We start from the raw sequence: 17,383 nt of genomic DNA on the forward strand, positions 1-17,383 counted from the left end.
AACTGCAGATAATTTTTCTTCAAATGTATATTTAGCCATAAAAAAACTGCACCTCCAATTGTTGTTTGTGTGTCCAACAATTGGGGTGCAGTTCAGTTTTGGGTCTGTCTCAGAGTTTCAAAAAGGAGAAAAAAAGAACGTTGAATAAATTCTAATTTGGATTACCCCTCTGTAAAGTAATTCACAGAGGTGTAATCCCCATATAACAAGAACTAATTAAGGCCAATACCAGAACTGTGCACCGTATGGGTATTCTATTCCGCTATCTACGTGAACATAGGTACCCCCATTATAAGAACCACTAAATCCTGAAGATCTAGTTGCATTTAAAAGAGTATTTAAGGAAATACCAGGAGCTTTAATATCGGCTGCAACTCCATACATGTGCTGACTGTTCGAATGAGCATTTGGAATGCTACTATTATAGGCAACACTTCTAAATCCAGAGTTGACTACAATTGGTTTATTACCAATCTTAACACGAACAGCTTCTAGTTTATACATCTGCCTACGTACATTTTCTTTAACCGTTGTTGCTGACACTTCACCACCATTAAAACCCTGCCCATCACCGGAATAAAATTCACTATACGTAAAGTTTTTGGTTCCAGTTGAACTTTCTAATGAATTTAACTTTGCTTGTGTAGCGGAACCAACAATTCCATCAGCTACTAATCCATATGCCCTTTGAAAACGTATTACCGCTGCTTTTGTTGCAGGACCAAATTGTCCATCAACAACAAGATACGTTTTTGTAGGGGAATCAGCAGCCCAACCGACCACCCTTATTTGTGATTCTCGCACATCGGAACCGCTGGAACCTTCTTGTAATCTATTTTTGAGTAAGGACTTTTGTATGAGGATAGACTTTTATTCTATAGACAAGATAATCCTGAAAATTTAATTACACCCGTCCCACTAAATAGTTGAATATGCTATTCTATAAATAGCGTGAATTTTAATAAAACCATTTAGGTGACAGCATACTATCTGAGAATTTTGTACTAATATCTATATAAGGGGAATAGCTGTAATGAAAAAATTATCTATACTAATTCTATTTATTGGAACTTCGTTATTATTTGGATGCAGTCCAGCAACTTTGTTTCAGGTTGACATGAAATTTGATAGTGAAAAGGTACAAGCTCACTATGAGAATGGTGAATTTGAAGAAGCGTTATCATACATCGATGAAAGAATTGAAAAGTATCCAAATGATGCAAGTCTACATGGAGAGCGCGGATATCTCCTACTTGAGCTTGGACGAGCTGATGAAGCATTAGTTTCATTAGATAAGTCGTTGGAGATAGACCCAGCCTTTGAAGCATCGCTAAGTAATAAATCTTGGGCTTTAAATGAGTTAGGTAGGTTTGAAGAGGCAATTGACTTTGCAAAAGAAGCTATTAATTTAAAGCCAGACGATGATACGGAATATATTAATATGGGAAATGCACTGTCAGCAATGAATCGAGATCAAGAAGCATTGACTTACTATGAAGAAGCGTTAAAAATTAATCCAAATAGTGAATATGCCTTTTATGGAAAAGGGATTGCTAATTATTTTATCGGTGAATATGAAACAGCATTAGAAGCGCTTAACAAATACAACGAATTGATTCCAGGGGATATTGATGCATTGTGGTATTTGATGTATATCCATGATGAGATTGGAAACCTTGAAGAAGTAGTGGCGTTTAGTAATCAAATTATTGCCTTAGACCCTTCACAAATTGATGCTTACTATTACAAAGGTTCCGTATTAGTTGATTTAAATAAGGTAGAGGAAGCTGTTAACGTGTACGACACGATGATCGAGAAGTTTCCCGAGTCCCCATATGGATATTATGGGAAAAGTCTTACGTTAATGTACATGGAACAAAAAGAAGAAGCACTTAAGCTGTTAACCAAAACGATAGAGATTGATCCAAGCTATAAGGATTGGGCATACGAAGACCCCATGTTTCATAACTTAATCGAAGATGATGCATTCTTAGAGATTATCGGATACTAACTTAGCAAATAGTGTTTTATCTTAACGTCATGTAAGAGTACGAAACCCATAAAAAAGAACAGATTTAAACCCATATGGTTTCATCTGTTCTTATTTTCATATTTGATGTTGAAATATATTTTAAAAAATACAAAACATATTAAAATAAAATTATTCTGAATTTCATTATCTTATTGTAGTATATTTGTTTTAACTAGCAATATAAGAGACTTGGTGAATTTAATTGAAATATTATTTCAAAAAATGTTGTTGACTAGTGGAATATTATTTAATATACTTGGTTTGGGTAAAAGAAAAAGCCCAAATAATTTTTTCCTCTAATTGAAAGGGTTTACATATGAATGGAATTTTAAATCTACTAGATTAGTAGAATAGTCCACTTCTGGGGGGAATTAGGGGAGAATTATTGCTTCATAAGTAAAATCATAAGGATGAAAGGGGAATAATTATGAAGAAAAAATTAGGTTTATTAGCCTTTGTACTTGTTATATCAATGCTTGTTCTAGCAGCATGTGGTAACAATGACAAAAAGAGCTCAGATGAAAGTAAGGGGTCTTCTAGTGATGATGAACAAGTCACTATTGAATTCTGGACAATGCAATTACAACCAACGTTTACAGATTATATCAATGGTATTATTGAGGATTTTGAGTCGGAAAATCCAAATATTAAAGTGGATTGGTTAGATGTACCGGCAGCAGATTTAAGTAAGAAAATCCTTACTGCTGTAAGTACTGACACAGCACCTGATGTTGTAAACCTTAACCCAACATTTGCATCTCAGTTAGCTGAATTAGATGCACTTGTAAATATGGAAGAAGCAGTATCCGATGAAGACAAAGCATTATATGTAAAAGGTGCTTGGGAAGCAAACCAAATCGACGGTAAAACGTTCGCTATTCCTTGGTATCTATCTACATCTGTAACATTAAATAACAAATTAATTTATGAAGAAGCAGGACTAGATCCTGAAAAGCCAGCAACAACTTATGAAGAAGCAGCAGAATATGCAAAAATCATTAAAGAAGAAACTGGTAAATACGGATACTTCCCATCAATGGATTTATCATTAGTACTTCAACATATGGTTATGATGGGTGCTGAATTAACAAACGAAGATGGAACACAAGCTGCATTCAATACAGCTGAAGGACTTTACGCCTTTGAATACTTCACAAATCTATACCAAGACGGATTAATTCCTAGAGAAGCATTAACTGGTGACCAACGTTCTACAATTGACATGTACCAAGCAGGTCAAGTTGCATTCTTTGATGGTTCACAATTCATTGTACAAGTTAAAGAAAATGCACCAGAAATCTATAAAAACACATTACCATCTGAAGCAATCACAGGTAAGTCTGGCAAGAAAACAATGTCCGTACAAAACGTTGTTGTTCCAAGTCAAACTGAACATGAAGAAGCAGCAGTTAAATTCGCTTTATTCTTAACAAACGGTGAAAACCAATTAGAATTCTCTAAATTAACACCAATTCTACCATCTAACGTAGAAGCTTTAGCAGATCCATTCTTTACAGAAGCTGGGGAAGATGCTGAAGCAACTGATCTAGTACGTATCGTATCTGCATCTCAATTAGACAGTGCAGAACTACTAGTACCACCAATGGAAAACTATGATGAACTAAGACAAGCGATGTACGACGCAATCTCAGCATCCATGCTAGGCGAAATGGAACCACAAGAAGCCCTAGATCAAGCAGAAAAAGCATGGAACGAAATCCTAGCAAAATAATAGGAACTAAAGGGTAAGGAAATCTATTACTTTCTTGTACTTTTATTGCATAGAATATTTTGTAGGAAATGATAAGTTTATAGAAAACAAGTATTAAATGAAGCACTGAGCGGCCCGAATACACGGAGACTCTTTGAAAAAGAAGAGCGCTTTTTCTGCGTGAGATGTTACGCTGACGAAGCGCTCCTTGTCCTGTGGGAAGATAGGCATAGGTGAGACCCCACAGCAGGAATTAGGGGTTCAAAGGCTAAGATCGCCACTTCCCTGTGGCAACGTCTTTGTGACCAACATCCTTGAAAAAGAAAAACACTTTTTCTGCGTGCGATGTCAATCAAGGAAGATATCCTTGTCCTGTTGGCCCGAGGCTCACCAGCCGCCCATGGAAATCGGAGTGTATTCGGGCCGCGGTCTTCATTAGGACCTAAAATAGATCAAAAACCTCAAAAAGAACGGGGTGGAATCCTTGAGAAACAATAAGCTTACACCATACTTATTTTTATTACCAGGCTGTATCATACTAGGAGCATTTATCTTCTATCCAATGCTACAAGCAATCTGGATGAGCTTCACTGACTATAACATGATCACCGATCCATCATTTGTAAAATTCGATAACTATACACAACTTTTCCAAGATGACCTATTCTGGAAAACACTAACCAATACATTAATTTACCTTGTTGGGGTAGTACCAGCACTTGTAATTGCACCGATTTTCTTAGCAGTACTAGTAAACCAAAAGCTAAAGGGAATCGCATTTTTCCGTAGCGCTTACTATATCCCAGTAGTAACATCCCTAGTCGTAGCAGGTATTGCTTGGGACTGGGTTTATAAAGAGAATGGACTTTTAAACTATGTACTTGATCTATTGAATATAATTTCTGAACCAATTCCATGGTTAACCTCTACCCAAACAGCATTATTTGCTGTCATGGTTGTTACCGTTTGGAAGGGTTTAGGTTACTATATGATTATTTATCTAGCAGGCTTACAATCTATACCTGATAGTTTATATGAAGCAGCGGATATTGATGGTGCAAACTGGTGGCAAAAAATGATCCGTATTACGATTCCGATGTTAATGCCATTTGTTCTGATTGTAACAATTATGTCTTCCATTGCTGCTATGAAAGTATTTGAAGAAATCTACGTCATGACTGGTGGGGGACCACTTCATAGTTCGGAAACACTAGTATTCTATATTTACACAGAAGCATTTGACCGATTAAATATGGGGTATGCAAGTGCCGCTGGTGTAATATTATTCTTATTAACTCTAGTATTCTCACTCATTAACTTAAAAGTTATGGGTAAGGATAATTCGGAATAGGGGGAATCATGATGGCTAAACAAAAGAAACAAGCACCTAATCGGAAAATAGTTAAGAAGATATCCCTTTATATTCTTTTAATCGCTGTGACACTTTTTATGATTGGACCCTTTCTATGGTTATTATCTACAGCATTAAAATCTGGAAGTGAAAATATCTTTCAATATCCACCTAAATTATTACCAGAGGAGCCAACATTATCAAACTTCTCCACAGTAATGGAGGTATTTCCTTTTTGGCGATACTTATTCAATAGTGCTGTAGTAGCAGTATTAACCGTTGTATTGAACGTACTATTTTGTTCTCTTGCAGCATATCCACTAGCAAGGATGAATTTCAAAGGGAAAAATATCATTTTCGTTCTAATCATTGCAACCATGATGATTCCATTCCAACTATTAATGATTCCAGTTTATATTATTTCATTAAAGCTAGGCTTACAGAATACGTATCTTGGTATGGTATTACCACATGTGACAACGGCATTTGGTGTATTCCTTATGCGTCAAGCATTCATGACGGTACCAAAATCATTGGATGAATCAGCTAGAATGGACGGAGCGAACAGTTTCCAAATTTGGCTACGTGTCTTAATGCCACTGGTAAAACCGGCTATGGTGACTTTAACTATTTTTACATTTGTATCGGCATGGGGAGATTTCCTATGGCCATTAATTATAGTAAATGATAATGATATGTATACCTTACCACTTGGACTTAACATGTTATCTGGAACATTTACATCAGATTGGCGATTAATTGCAGCTGGAGCAATCATTTCTATGATTCCAATCATAACCATTTTCCTTCTTCTGCAGCGGTTCTTTATCGGCGGGGCAATGAAGGGTGCAATCAAAGGTTAAGCGGGAGGAATAACAATGAAACTCGGCTTAGAAGTTTTTCTAGAAAAATATACAGAAGAATATGTTGGGAAGCGAATTGGTTTGTTAACCAATTTAACCGGAGTCAACCACAACTTAGAATCAACCATCGATTTGTTTTTTAAGCATGAAAACATACAATTAACAGCTCTTTTTGGACCAGAACATGGTCTCAGAGGTGAAGTTCAGGAAGGGAAGTTAATTGATTCAAGTGTGGATGCTTATACAGGAGTCCCAGTCTTCAGCTTATATAACAAAGAAAAGAAACCTAATGTAGATATGCTGAAAAATGTAGATGTAGTTTTTTGTGATTTACAAGATATTGGTACTCGTTACTATACGTTTATATACTCTTTAGCTAATACCATGCAAATTTGTGGGCGAGAAGGAAAGAAAGTAGTCGTACTGGACCGTCCAAACCCAATCAATGGTAATACCGTTGAAGGGAATCTGGTAGAAGAAGATTTTCGTTCCTTTGTTGGTAAATTTCCTATTCCAGTACGTCATGGGATGACGATTGGTGAGTTAGCACACTTGTTTAAAAATGAGTTCTCCATTGAATGTGAGTTGGAAGTTATTCCAATGGAAGGTTGGTCAAGGGATTTGTACTTTGATCAGACGGATCTATTTTGGGTTTCACCGACACCAAATACAACCACGATGGATATGTGTGTATTATATCCAGGAACCTGTTTAATAGAGGGAACCAATCTATCCGAGGGAAGAGGTACAACGAAGCCATTTGAAGTAATTGGAGCTCCTTTTATCGATGGGAGAAAATTGGCAGATGAAATGAATGCGTTAAACCTAGATGGGGTTCGCTTTCGTCAAGCTGTTTTTAAACCAATGTACTCCAAACATGAGGGCGCAGTCTGCGAGGGTGTTCAAGTTCATGTGTCAGACCGTCAAACCCTTCATGCCTTTGAGATTGGAATCTCATTACTAGAAACAATCTATCGCCTTTATCCGGATAGACTCGAATTTATTCAAGCTGGTAAAAGAAATCAATACTTCTTGGATTTGTTAGCGGGTACTGACCAATTACGTAAACAAATTGAGTTAGGCGATACAAGTGCTTTACGGGCTCAATCAGCAGAACAAAATCAACAATTTGAGAAAATTAGAAAGAACTATTTATTGTATACAACATAAGACAATGCGTAAAGGAGAGGTGAACATGACACAACACTTAGATCAAATGGCTGTGGAGGATTTGCTTACCACCATGAATAATCATGATAAATCCGTGCCATTAGCTGTAGAAAACGCATTAACTCAAGTAAAACCTGTCATTGATGCATGTGTCGAAGCAATTAGAAATGGTGGAAAAGTAATTTATATGGGATCTGGTACTAGTGGTAGATTAGGGGTTCTTGACGCATCTGAATGCCCACCAACTTTTGGAGTAAGTACAGACGTATTTACAGGGATTATTGCTGGTGGTGATCGAGCGATTCGCTTTGCAGTTGAAAATGCTGAGGACGATCAGCTACAAGGAGCAATCGATATTGAAAATATCTTAACTGAAAAAGATGTGTTAATCGGGATTGCTGCTAGTGGTCGAACCCCATATGTCATTGGTGGAATTGAAAAAGCAAAGGAATTAGGGGTTTTTACGGCAGGAATTGTTTGCAAGCCGGATTCTAAAATAGCGGAACTTGTGGACGGACCAATTGAATTACTGGTCGGAGAAGAAATTGTCCGTGGTTCAACACGTTTAAAAGCTGGAACTGCTCAAAAGCTTGTACTCAATATGATTTCAACGATAACGATGATTAAGCTAGGGAAAGTATATGAGGATTATATGGTAGATGTTCAAGCATCAAATCACAAATTAAGAAATAGAACTATTGGTATTATTTGTGAGATCGCAGAAGTCGATGAAGATACCGCCAAGGAAGCGCTACTAGCTTGTGATAATCGTTTGAAAGCTGCTGTACTAGTGAGTAAATTTAGCATTTCATCAGAGGAAGCTTTCGAAATTCTAACTGACTATGAAGATAATTTGCGAGAATCCATAACATATCTAGAGACAAAAAGTGCTGTATTAGGGTGATGTAAAATGAATTATGTAATTGGAATAGATGGTGGCGGAACAAAAACTCAAGTGGTATTAGCGGATAAGGCTGGGAATGTCCTAACGAATAAGCGATATGAATCGACTAATCCCAATGCTGTCCCCCGTGAAACATTAAACGGTATATTTAAACAAATATTCCAAGATATCGAGAGAGAAGTACCAGATAGCTTAAAGCAAGTTACCAGTGTTTTTGCTGGTATAGCAGGAGCAGGTACAAAGAAATCTGCCTTACATATTGCGGAAATCATGACACCTTACTTTTTACCCGAAACAAAAATTAAGGTAGTGCCTGATTCGGTCAATGCACTTTATTCTGGAACGTTTGGTAAACCTGGAATCGTTCAAATTTCTGGAACCGGATCCATTACGTTTGGGGTGAACCGTAACCAAGAACAAGGTCGTGTTGGTGGTTGGGGTTATCTTTTAGGAGATGAAGGTAGTGGTTTTGATGTCGGCAAAAAAGGAATTCAATCAGCATTACAATTTGTGGATGGTCGTGGACCCAATACCGTGTTGTTAGATATGCTTTTTGAATTATATAACGTTCGTACAGGTAGAGAACTTATCGATAAAATATATCATTCGGATAGTCCAAGATTAGAAATATCTCGACTATCAAAGCTTGTATTTGAAGCGGTTGAGAAAAAAGATGCCGTTTCTGTTAATATTCTACGAAAAGTAGCAGAGGAAATCAGTCAAAGCATTATCACTCTTGATCAGAAGCTTTTTAAAGAAGAAGAAAAGGTTGAGGTTATTCTGTGTGGTGGATTATTTTCAAATTCCAATATTCTTTCTGCATTACTTCAAGATGCACTGATTGATTATCCGAAGAGAATGTCATTAGTCACTCCGGAACTTCCACCAGTGTTCGGCTCGTTGATAGGTGCCTATTTAGAGATTGGTAGCTGTGTGAAGGCAGATGTTGAAATGAATCTTCGCAGGTTGATGAATAATAAACAATAAGGTAGGTGTATAACGTATGTCCCATTTGAAGGGCGGATTAACCATCATAAAAGAAATGGTAGATAGCCTACCAAAATCAGAAAGAAAAATTGCACAATTTATTCTGGAGCATCCTAAAGAAGCGGTTTTATTAACTGCCCAAGCCTTAGGACAGGAGAGCAAAACAAGTGGGGCAGCGGTGATACGCCTTTGTAAATCATTAGGTTTTAGTGGTTTTCAGGAATTAAAGCTACGTGTTGCTGGTGACCTTCAAGAAGGTAGTAGCTCTGAATTTCGAGATATTGAACCTAATGAAGATTATCTTAAGATTATTGAGAAAGTAACTGCGAACACGATGCAAACCATTAAGGATACAGTGAATATGGTAAGTATTTCGCGTTTGAAGGAAGCTGTGAAGACGTTAATCCATGCAGATTCTATTACATTTATAGGATTCGGAGCCTCTTTTATAACAGCAAAAGATGCAGAGCAAAAGTTCATTCGTATTAATAAACATGTTCATGCCTACTCTGATTTACATATGGCATCAACTGCAATTGCGAATAAAGGTCCCAATGATGTCGTTGTAGGGATCTCTTTCTCGGGTAATACGATTGAAGTTGCAAAGCTCTTGGAGCTAGCCCAAAAGAAGCGTACGAAAACCATCAGTATTACGAAATATGGGAATACTATGGTAACCAATTATGCTGATATTAACTTATTCACTTCCTCTGCAAGAGAAGCGGTAAATCGAAGTGGTGCAACATCATCCAGAATTGCCCAGCTTCACTTAATTGATATTTTATTTATGTGTGTTGCTTCGGTGGAATATGAGAAGACTGTGGAACGACTTGATGCAACTCGAGAAGCGGTGGAGTATTTTAAAGGACAAATGAATGCGAAAAATAAATAATGGACAAATCCTGAATTGAAAACTAATTTTGCTGAAAGGCTGTCTTTGGGGCAGGTGATTCCTCGTACGGGGAAAGGGATTCGTATGGAATGGCAGTGGACCTAATATACGAGAAGTTAGATGAATACGGAGCGCGTTTTTATCCTGTCCGATTAGAAGAATGAACATCCGAAAATAAAGACCTAGAAAACTATGAAGGGTTGGCTAAAGGAGTTTTACAACTAATACAGGAAAAGGAAATTGGATTAACGAGATAAGTTCTCCTTAAATTGATTCATATAGATCTCAAGCATTGGAAAAAGGCCAGCTTAACACTGACCCTTTTATAAATAAAATTAATACCGCTCTTCAAGTTCAATTCCTGTATAGAAGTGCTTCAGTATCTCTTCATAGGAATACCCATATACTGCCATTCCCATTGCTCCTACTTGGGACATTCCAACACCGTGTCCCCAGCCACCGCCTTCTGCGACAAAGCCTGTGACAGTATCTGTCTCCTCATCTATGATTGGCTCAATTTGGAAAAATGTGCTTCGTAAAACACTCTGGCTACCATTATCATTGATATACTTTAGAGCCCAACGAATCTGGTCTTTGTATTCATAGAAGGTTCCATTATCTGTTACAAATTCGATTTCTATTACTCTACCATTGGAGTAGTTTAGTGCATTAATTTCATGGACTTCATTTACTTCTACACTGAAGTGATCACTAACTACTTGACTCATCTCTTCGTTTGTCCACTCATGACTCCAGCGATAATATCTGGACCATTCTTTTTCAAACTCAATCATTCTATTAATTCGTTGAGAGTTTCTACCTTCTTCTTTATCAGCGGACATCACCCGTTCGCTAACAGGAACGGAACGTAAATAAGGAATCGGACCCGAAGACCAGACATCCTCATTATTTGATGTTATACCACCGCTTGTAGAGTGATAGACAGCGCTTATTAAATCCCCATTGTAGGTTGCAACAACCCCCTCTGTTTCGTGAACAGCTTGAGTGGAGATAGGGTGCTCTGCATCATATCCTCCATACACTTGATCAGAAGTAGTGGGTAGTAAGTCATACCCATCTGAACTACGTTTTCCTAATCCTGAAATGGCATAAGTTCTAGCAGCTACTGCTTGGGACTTCTGGGCTTCAAGTTCATCGTAAGGAGCAGGTGGTAATTCTAGCGGTACTACACCATATAAGTATTCTTCTAATGGTAATTCATTAATTCCTGCTAATGTGCCATTGCTATTAAAACCAACTTCACCGATACCGCGATATTGCTTACCATTAATCTTAATTAATCCATTTTCGGAACTTATTTGAACGGCAGCAGGTATAATCTCATCAAATCCATCAGCGACCAATCGCATCTCTGATTCTCCAGAAGAGATCGTAATTAATCGCCAATACGAATCATTTCCAGCAAATCCTTCTGCAATCATCTGTTGACGAAATGCCTCACGTTCTCCCCAACCAGCATTCTCAGGGAACTTTCCAATTAATAGACGCCATCCACCATTGTAATCTTCAATGTAGGTCTCATGCCCTGCCGCTTCAGCCCTGTTTTTCCAGTCTAGCATTCTAGTTTCATCAGAGGTCCAGGCAGTTTGAAGACGATAATTTGTTTCAATTGTAGAAGTAGAGGATAATTCTATTGAAACTTCATCGCCCTCCCCATTGTAAATGATTTCACCAGTATCTTTATTTGTTATCGTAAAATCATGGCCACTTCCAATACTGACTGAGTCAGTAGATGGCACAACTCCAATACGAATCAATTGTGTCCCGCTCTCAGCACTAGTAGTAATAGCTTGTGTGATAAAAGCTAGAAAGGCTACTAAACCGACAAGAAGTATGGTACATATTTTCTTCGACATAACGAACACCTCCGTTTTTTATAAAGTGCTTTATACTATTACTATTCAACAAACACAAAAATAAACCTCCTTTATTTTTGTAGGTATAAATAACCTTTTTATAGATAAATTAGGTAAAATGATATATTTTGTTGAAATATGAAAACATTTTTTTGTAAAAAATTATGAATCAGTATTTCAATTAATTGATATTAATGTATAATAATAGTGAATTATGGATGAAGAAATGATGAATCTTTTAAATGGAGTTTTCTGAATTCCGGATAATTTCATATTTTTAACAGTGAAATGTAAGCGATATCAAAGATTCATAGTTTAATACCAAAAAAGTGAGGTGTGACAAATGAACGAGAAGAAACATCACGTAATGGTAGTTGGAGCACATTGTGGAGATGCTGAAATCCAAGCAGGAGCAATTGCACACAAATATGCTAAAGCTGGTCATGAAGTAACATTCCTACACTTAACAGCAGGTGAAAAAGGAAATCCTCCTCACATCCAGCCTAACGAATATCGAGAGCAAAAGATAAAAGAAGCGGAAAAGGCGGCAGCCATACTTGGTGGAAAAAGTATAACACTAGATTACAAGGATGCAGAATTAAAAGAGGATGAAGATACTGTAACTAGAGTAGCGAAGATTTTCCGAGAACTGAAACCAAATATTGTGATCACACATTGGGAGAACAGTATGCATCCGGATCATGCCCTTTGCCCTAGAATTGTTCAGGCAGCATGGTTAAAAGCAGCCCTCCCTGGATTTGATATAGATGGATTAGTACCACACTCTCTTACTAGAATGTTTCATAGTGAAAACTGGGAGGATATGGAAGGGTATGTGCCAGATATTTTTGTAGATGTGTCGGATGAATATGATACCTATTTAGAAGCTTTATCACAATATTGGTTCATCATGAACTCTAGTGACTTTCGATATTATGACTATTATAAGGCACTTGGTACGGTAAGAGGATGTGTAGCAAGAACAACGTATGCACAGACTTTAAAATTCCCGATAGGTATGAATACTAGAAAAGGTAAATCTATCCCTGGATTTGAACTATAGACAAACTTGGAGTGATACATATGGATAAAACAATGAAGCAAAAGATTGGACAGTTAATGGTGTTTGGATTTAAAGGGAAGACTGCAACACCAGAGATTAAAAAACTTATTCGAGAACATCATGTTGGTGGAATTATTTTATTTGCTAGAAATATTGGTACACCAGAACAAGTTCTAGCGCTAACAACCGAATTACAACGAGAAGCGAAAAATGCTGGGCATGAGAAACCATTACTAATATGTATAGATCAAGAAAATGGGGTTGTCCGTAGACTTGGAGAAGGTGCAACTATTTTCCCGGGTTCTATGATACTAGGAGCGACTGGTAGAAGTGAAAATGCTTATATCACAGGACTTCTTACAGGACGTGAATTAAAAGCATTAGGAATTAACTGGAACTTGGCTCCAGTGTTAGACGTTAATAACAATCCAGATAATCCTGTCATTGGTGTTCGTTCTTACGGGGAATCTGCTGAAATGGTTTCGGAGTTCGGTAAGCAGGCTGTTAAAGGGATGCAGGATGCTGGGATAATTACGACGTTAAAACATTTCCCAGGACATGGGGATACTAATGTAGATTCACATCTTGATCTACCAACAATTGCTCATGATATGGACCGATTGAAAGAGATTGAGCTAAAACCATTCATGGATGTTATCGAGCAAGGAGCAGATACTATTATGTCAGCACATGTATATTTTCCCGCAATTGAGACTGAGAAAAATGTACCAGCGACATTATCCAAAAAGGTTATTACAGGATTACTTCGCGAGGACCTTGGGTACAATGGCGTCGTTACGACCGATTGTATGGAAATGAATGCGATATCGGAAGGGATTGGAACAGCGGAAGGGGCTGTCGAGGCGCTGAAAGCTGGTGTGGATTTAATTATGATCTCCCATCTTCAAGCAAGACAGTATGAGGCAATTAGTTATATACAGGAATCATTGATGACTGGTGAGATTTCAGAGGATATAATAAATGACGCCTATCAGCGTGTCATGGAATTGAAAGACAAATATTTAAATTGGAATGATATATCACTAGGTTCAGAGCCAATTGTTGCTAATGTTGTAGGTTCTAAGCTCCACGAGGTTGAAGCATATGAGATTTACAAACAAGGAATAACGGTTGTGAAAAATGAAAATATACTTCCTTTAGCTGTAGATGAGTCAGATCGTGTATTGGTTGTTTATCCGAAGAACAGCTATGCCACTCAGGTGGAAGATAAACGATATGCTACGTTTTCTTTAGGAGAAACAGTACAGAACTTACATGACAATACGGAGGTATTTGAGTTATCAAATCCACCAACAACTGAAGAAATAGCAAGTGTTAAAGAGATTGCAAAAGAATTTAAAGCTGTAATTGTTGGAACATTATCGGTTAAACCAGATGACCAACAAGTGAAAATGGTGGAAGAGCTTTTCCAGGTAAACTCTCATGTAATTGTTATCGCAACAAGAAGTCCCTATGATATTTCTTATTTACCAGATGTTAAAGCATATCTTGCAACATATGAGTTTACAGCACCAGCATTACAAGCTGCTATTGAAGCAGTGTTTGGAAAAGTGAAAGTAAAAGGGAGATTACCGATTACACTTCCACAATAAGAAGGGATGATGACCTTGCTTTTTGAGAACGGATTTTGTTATGCGGTTGGTATCATGTCAGGGACTTCCTTAGACGGAATCGATGTTGCTGTAGTAAAGATTTCAGAGGAAGAGGAGAATGTTCAGTTGGAACTGACGCATTTTGATTCCATTCCTTACTCGGCTGAAGTGAAACAGGAAATATTAGAGCTTTGTGATCCAGCAAAGGCAAACATACAAATGATTTCCAGTATGAATATGTTGCTTGGTAGATTGTATGGAGAAGCAGCTTTAACAGTGATTAAAGCCTCTGGTTTACAACCAGAGGATATAGCCTTCATTAGTTCCCATGGTCAAACTATTTTTCATCAACCTGAAGCAATAACAATCGGAATTCATAACGTAACATCTACCCTGCAAATTGGTGATATTAGTACGATAGCGGAACAAACAGGAATTACAACCGTTGGAGATTTCCGTACTCGAGATATGGCGGTAGGTGGCCAAGGAGCACCACTTGTTCCCTATGCAGACTATCTACTTTTCCGTGATAAGGAAATTGGTAGAGTACTAGTCAATATTGGCGGGATCACTAATTTAACCATTCTACCTGCAAATGGGAATGAGGATCTGGTGAAGGCATATGACACAGGTCCAGGGAACATGATTATGGATTATTTCGCAAAAAGAATAACAAATGGAAAACAGGGATATGACAAAAACGGTGAATTAGCTTCTGGTGGTAAGGTAATCCATGATTGGCTAGAGGATTTGTTAAACGAACCTTACTATGCGTTAGAACCACCTAAATCAACAGGTAGAGAGCTTTTTGGTGAAGAGTACGCAAGCTCGTTATGGGATACCGCAGATAAGCTTGCAATTAGTTTAGTAGATAGAATAGCAACGGTTACCAAGTTAACCGCTGTCACGTTAACAGATCAAATTAAGCTACATCTAGAGTCAGCGAATATTCAAGAAGTATTTATTAGTGGTGGAGGATGTTATAATCCGACACTAATGAGGGAAATTGAAAGCGGTTTACCAACAGATATTAAACTCCGAAAAATGGATGAGATTGGTATGCCTGCTGATGCCAAAGAAGCGATGGTCTTTGCGTTACTAGGGTATCAGTATTTGAATAAAAGAACGAATAATTTTCCGCCAGCTACAGGAGCTAAACGTAAAGTCATGTTGGGCAAAGTAGCTTGGGGAACGTTAAGGAGGTGAATAGTTTTAGCATTCATACATTAGTTTTTACTTATTATCTCAAAAAACGTTAGGGGGAAGTTAATCATGAAAGGAAAAATGAAGTTATTTGTCATGATGCTACTTGCAATCAGCTTTGTACTAGTACTTAGCGCATGTGGCGACAATTCAGACGGTGAAACAGGTGAAGATGGTGAATGGACTGGTAAAATCACTATCTGGGATGGTCCTCGTTGGGCACAAGAAGGGGATACATCTGGTGAAGAAGGTAAAGGAAACCAATACTTCTGGTTAGAAGGAAAAATCGAGGAATTTGAAAAAGACCACCCAGGAGTAGAAATTGAATTAGTTCAAGTTCCTTGGGCTGAAATGCCTGACAAACTAGGTGTTAACATTGCAGGTCAATCTTGGCCGGATATTGCACCTGTTGACATCAGCGGAAGTGCAGTAAGTATTGACCATATCGACCAAGGTGTTATAGAACCACTAAATGATTTCTTCACCGAGGAAGAACTTGGCGATTTCTATGAAAATGCTTTAGATGCTTATACGTATAATGATAAATTGTATGGTATTCCAAACTCTATTACTGTTCACTCTATGCTATTAAACTTAGATTTATTTGAAGAAGCTGGTGCAACAGTACCTGAAAATGGCGAATGGACTTGGGATGAGTTTGTGGAAGCAGCGGAAAAATTAACATTTGACCGTGATGGTGATGGAGAAATCGATGTATATGGCTTCTCAACATATATTCTACCTGGGTATTATGAAGCATGGCCGTTCTTCTATATGAATGGTGGTCAGCCTCTAAGTGATGATCTATCTGAATTCACATTTGATTCACCTGAAGCAGTGGAAGCTATTCAAGCGTTAGCTGATATTAAACTTAAGAATGAAGCAGCTCCTGTATCCATGGGTGGTGCTGATGTAGGTGGTACTTTCCAAGCTTGGGCAAGTGAAGAACAACGTACAGTAGCAATGGAACCATGGGCAACATGGGCAATCTCATCTGCTCAAACAGCTTACCCAACAAACTTCATGGTAGCAAACTATCCAACTGGTTCCGCGGGTGAGCCTGTAACAATTGGTGGTGTAGGTGGCTGGACAATGTTCAAGCAAGACAGCGATGCTAAAAAAGAAGTTGTTGCTGAGTTTATGAAATCTATCTCTGACACAGATGAGCAATTCTTGATGTCTCAATCTTATGGAATCTTCCCTGCTCGCATTAGTGCAGCAGAAATGGATCCATTTGCAGACAACCCTGAAATGGCTCGTGCACAAGAAATGTCTGAACAAGTTGTGATGCTTCCTCGTCATCCAGAATGGAAGAAAATCGACGAAATCATCCAACGTGAACTACAACTAGTATTCAACGGTGAGAAAACAGCTGAAGAAGCTATGGCAACAGCCAAACCTGAAGTTGAAGCATTACTAGGAGAATAATTTTGTAGTCTGGTAGACTTCGGTTGGTCCGGAGTCTACCGAATTTTATTGAATGTCAGTGTTGGGGTGAAGCTATAATAATAGCTACTTTCAAGTACATTTCAAGTGGAAAATCGGATGAAAAAGTACATGACAGGTTCTCTCAAGTACATTTCAAGTAGAAAAGCGAATGAAAAAGTACATGACAGGTGCTCTCAAGTACATTTCAAGTAGAAAAGCGAATGAAAAGTATATGACAGGTTCTCTCAAGTACATTTCAGATGCAAAAGCGAATCAAAAAGTACATGAT

The 17,383-nt window shown here is 37.9% G+C and carries 14 protein-coding genes; 12 read left to right on the forward strand and 2 right to left on the reverse strand.

All coding sequences use genetic code 11. The features are described from left to right. Positions 1-216: 216 nt before the first annotated feature. Positions 217-804: a D-Ala-D-Ala carboxypeptidase family metallohydrolase gene (locus tag TY11_RS02400; protein ID WP_231495756.1), complete on the reverse strand. Its 588-nt coding sequence runs from the start codon at positions 802-804 to the stop codon at positions 217-219. A 229-nt stretch (positions 805-1,033) separates the two neighbouring features. Here TY11_RS02400 and TY11_RS02405 point away from each other — a divergent pair, with 229 nt between their 5' ends. From TY11_RS02405 to TY11_RS02440, 8 genes are all read left to right on the forward strand, one after another. Continuing rightward, positions 1,034-2,011 carry a tetratricopeptide repeat protein gene (locus TY11_RS02405; protein WP_042142494.1) on the forward strand — a complete coding sequence of 326 codons (978 nt, stop codon included), beginning with the start codon at positions 1,034-1,036 and terminating at the stop codon, positions 2,009-2,011. Between the two features lie 448 nt (positions 2,012-2,459). After that, positions 2,460-3,764: an ABC transporter substrate-binding protein gene (locus TY11_RS02410; RefSeq protein WP_042142496.1), complete on the forward strand. Its 1,305-nt coding sequence runs from the start codon at positions 2,460-2,462 to the stop codon at positions 3,762-3,764. A 463-nt stretch (positions 3,765-4,227) separates the two neighbouring features. Continuing rightward, the gene (locus tag TY11_RS02415) at positions 4,228-5,094 is read left to right on the forward strand and encodes a carbohydrate ABC transporter permease (RefSeq protein ID WP_042142498.1); all 867 of its coding nucleotides are present in this window, start codon (positions 4,228-4,230) and stop codon (positions 5,092-5,094) included. Between the two features lie 11 nt (positions 5,095-5,105). Then, positions 5,106-5,957, forward strand: coding sequence for a carbohydrate ABC transporter permease (locus TY11_RS02420; RefSeq protein WP_042142500.1), 852 nt, complete (start codon positions 5,106-5,108; stop codon positions 5,955-5,957). A gap of 15 nt (positions 5,958-5,972) precedes the next feature. Then, complete coding sequence (locus TY11_RS02425; protein ID WP_042142502.1) at positions 5,973-7,127, forward strand: exo-beta-N-acetylmuramidase NamZ family protein; 1,155 nt, start codon at positions 5,973-5,975, stop codon at positions 7,125-7,127. A gap of 4 nt (positions 7,128-7,131) precedes the next feature. Then, positions 7,132-8,031 carry an N-acetylmuramic acid 6-phosphate etherase gene (murQ, locus tag TY11_RS02430; RefSeq protein WP_042143067.1) on the forward strand — a complete coding sequence of 300 codons (900 nt, stop codon included), beginning with the start codon at positions 7,132-7,134 and terminating at the stop codon, positions 8,029-8,031. 6 nt (positions 8,032-8,037) lie between these two features. Beyond that, complete coding sequence (locus tag TY11_RS02435) at positions 8,038-9,018, forward strand: N-acetylglucosamine kinase (RefSeq protein WP_042142504.1); 981 nt, start codon at positions 8,038-8,040, stop codon at positions 9,016-9,018. 16 nt (positions 9,019-9,034) lie between these two features. Beyond that, complete coding sequence (locus tag TY11_RS02440) at positions 9,035-9,910, forward strand: MurR/RpiR family transcriptional regulator (protein WP_042142506.1); 876 nt, start codon at positions 9,035-9,037, stop codon at positions 9,908-9,910. Positions 9,911-10,245: 335 nt separating this feature from the next. Here the strand turns inward: TY11_RS02440 and TY11_RS02445 are convergent, their stop codons facing one another. Then, the gene (locus TY11_RS02445; protein ID WP_042142508.1) at positions 10,246-11,787 is read right to left on the reverse strand and encodes a SpoIID/LytB domain-containing protein; all 1,542 of its coding nucleotides are present in this window, start codon (positions 11,785-11,787) and stop codon (positions 10,246-10,248) included. A 343-nt stretch (positions 11,788-12,130) separates the two neighbouring features. Between TY11_RS02445 and TY11_RS02450 the strand changes: the two genes are divergently transcribed. The 4 genes from TY11_RS02450 to TY11_RS02465 all read left to right on the forward strand — a co-directional run bounded on the left by TY11_RS02450 (position 12,131) and on the right by TY11_RS02465 (position 17,094). Continuing rightward, a complete protein-coding gene (locus TY11_RS02450; RefSeq protein ID WP_042142510.1) occupies positions 12,131-12,850 on the forward strand; it encodes a PIG-L deacetylase family protein in 720 nt (239 codons plus the stop codon). 20 nt (positions 12,851-12,870) lie between these two features. Then, entirely contained in the window at positions 12,871-14,463 is a 1,593-nt protein-coding gene (gene nagZ, locus TY11_RS02455) for a beta-N-acetylhexosaminidase (protein ID WP_042142512.1), read from the forward strand. A 15-nt stretch (positions 14,464-14,478) separates the two neighbouring features. Further along, the gene (locus TY11_RS02460; RefSeq protein WP_231495758.1) at positions 14,479-15,669 is read left to right on the forward strand and encodes an anhydro-N-acetylmuramic acid kinase; all 1,191 of its coding nucleotides are present in this window, start codon (positions 14,479-14,481) and stop codon (positions 15,667-15,669) included. Positions 15,670-15,735: 66 nt separating this feature from the next. Beyond that, the gene (locus TY11_RS02465; protein ID WP_042142516.1) at positions 15,736-17,094 is read left to right on the forward strand and encodes an extracellular solute-binding protein; all 1,359 of its coding nucleotides are present in this window, start codon (positions 15,736-15,738) and stop codon (positions 17,092-17,094) included. Positions 17,095-17,383: the final 289 nt, after the last annotated feature.

The sequence above is a fragment of the Paucisalibacillus algeriensis genome (assembly GCF_000577245.1).
GTDB lineage: Bacteria > Bacillota > Bacilli > Bacillales > Amphibacillaceae > Ornithinibacillus.